This window comes from Pseudoalteromonas sp. HM-SA03, from assembly GCF_002289345.1.
In the GTDB taxonomy this organism is placed as follows: domain Bacteria; phylum Pseudomonadota; class Gammaproteobacteria; order Enterobacterales; family Alteromonadaceae; genus Pseudoalteromonas.
In genome coordinates this window covers 1-1,685 of sequence record NZ_NSDG01000049.1, presented here as the reverse complement: position 1 = coordinate 1,685, position 1,685 = coordinate 1, and the positions used below count along the sequence as shown (strand labels likewise).

Sequence of the window (1,685 nt, the reverse complement as noted above, 5' to 3'; positions counted from 1 at the left end):
TTCTTTAAATGCTTTTTCAACTTGCTCATCCATTAATTCCACGCGTGTTTTATCCCCTTTTTTACTTCCTATAGGTGCTTTAGCCCACTGCGGACCTATAGATTCATTAACCCTTTTATCGCCCAGACGAGTAACCTTATCATAACCGCCAGCGCCCATATCAGGGTCGTGTAATGCATGTAAATTTTTCATAATTTCTGTTGTTCTTTGCGCGGCTAATTCTTTTGCTTCAGTACGTGATTTGTTTCTACCGTATGATTCTTTTAGTGACTCAAATAAATCTGATCGGAACTCCTCCCTATAATCATTTTGAGCAGTTCCAGTCCCTTTACGCTTCATATTTCTGTATCGATCGCGGTTTTCTCTGTATTCACCAATGGTTAAATCATTTAAGCCTTTTTCTTGATTCTTAAGCTGCCTTGCGTAATTATGCTCTAAAGCACGTAAGTCGCCCTTATGTTTTTTCCTTAAGTTATCACTTGGTTTAAAACAGGGGACCTTGTATGCTTTCATGCCTGCTTTGAGAGGGTGCAACCCCTTCCCTCCCGGCAATTCATTCCCTTTTGGTGGCTCCAACTCATCAGCTTTAGATTTCTTCGGCACATTGGTAACGCCAACCTGTGGTAACTCCCCTTGATATTCATCCAGTGCTTTATTAACTCGCAGCCCGATTTCTTGGGCGGCTTGTTGCATATGTTGGTCGATTTTGGGGGTAACCTCGTCTAGGCGTTTAACCGTGGCTTGCATGCCTTCGATGGCGGCGTCTGGAAGCAGTAGGTCGTAGTGCCAACTGCTAGACATCTCATCAAGTGAATCGCGCAGGCCTTTGACGATGTTTTTTACTTCCGTGGCGGATTGTTTTCCTAGGTCTTGCCAGTTGATGTCTCTTAGGTATTTAACTGGGTCGCCTTTACCGAGCTTGCGTAGTACGGCAAGCGCAGCCGAGAGCGATTCTCCAGTATTTTTTAAGATAACCTTTCCTACGCCTTTGACTGCTGAGCCCACAACTGGCACTAAACCAATGCCGGTGAGGGTAAAGGCAAGCCAAGCGTCGGTGTCGTTGGCTTCATCATCGTCGGTCAGTAACATGACATTGGCGATGATATCTCGTAAATCCATGACTTGGTCAATAATCGGTATCATGGAAATCGAGGGGCTGACTACTGTCAGTGAAGGTTAACGGCTTAGCCCCGCAACACCCAAGTGTTTCAGCCTATCCTTTCTTAAAAATCATGCGCAGAAGTTTATCTGATTAAATCAACCGGAACATAAACACTATCTTCTAAGGATTCTCTTGGTATTTCTAGAACATTAGCGACTAAAGCTAATTCAAAGCACCAATAACCAATATAATAATCCGTGTACTCGAATTCGCATTCACTGTTATGATTATCATGCCAGTCCGCCAAGCCCTCTAACTTGCTGTACCAACTTTGTGCAAATTGGTTGAGTAAATCAGGCTTTTGCTCATTAGGTACTGTAAAAGCGAGTGAAAGGTTTTGATAAATTTCAGGGTAGTAGAGTGTGGGCGAAATAGGTCTATCGTTATCACCAAGTACAATGGCTACATTATCAAGTAAGGTGTCTTTGCCGCGCTCGCCAATAACATCGAGTACTTCTTGAATATGAGCTGGAGCGACATCACAGGCTTGTAAAAGTGCCAGCCACCACAAAGTGTAGATATA

2 protein-coding genes are annotated in these 1,685 nt (G+C 43.6%); both read right to left on the bottom strand.

Features of this window, described 5'->3' with window-relative positions; all coding sequences use genetic code 11:
* Positions 1 to 1,143, bottom strand: a 1,143-nt coding sequence (locus tag CKO50_RS10380; RefSeq protein WP_255229516.1) for a polymorphic toxin type 15 domain-containing protein, incomplete at its 3' end; no start/stop codon positions are given.
* Positions 1,144 to 1,244: 101 nt separating this feature from the next.
* On the bottom strand, positions 1,245 to 1,685 hold a 441-nt coding region (locus CKO50_RS10375), incomplete at its 5' end, for a PoNe immunity protein domain-containing protein (protein WP_141240133.1).